The sequence below is a fragment of the Pseudomonas sp. SIMBA_067 genome, from assembly GCF_046534675.1.
Lineage (GTDB): Bacteria > Pseudomonadota > Gammaproteobacteria > Pseudomonadales > Pseudomonadaceae > Aquipseudomonas > Aquipseudomonas putida.
Window position 1 is genome coordinate 1 of sequence record NZ_JAWRYH010000584.1, and the last position, 265, is coordinate 265.

A 265-nucleotide genomic window follows, 5' to 3' on the forward strand; every position below is an offset into this window, starting at 1 on the left:
GTCTCGAAATCGAGGCCGGGGGAAAGGTCCCAATAGGCGTGCGAGGGGCGGGCATAGCAGTAGATGCAACCATGCTCGCAGCCACGGTAAGGGTTGATGGAGCGGTCGAAGGGCAGATCGGGCGAGGTGTTACGACTGATCACCGACTTGGCGGTCTCGACCCGCACTTCAGTGCCTTGCGTCTGTGGCACTTCCTGGTACCAGCCATCATCCACTGCCACCGAATGGCTCGGGGCAAAGCGGTTATGGGGGTTGTGCGCCGTGC

The 265-nt window shown here is 61.9% G+C and carries 1 pseudogene; it reads right to left on the reverse strand.

Annotation, left to right across the window (positions count from 1 at the left end):
- Positions 1-265 (reverse strand): annotated as a pseudogene (locus SB765_RS30430) (radical SAM protein); the annotation flags it as partial.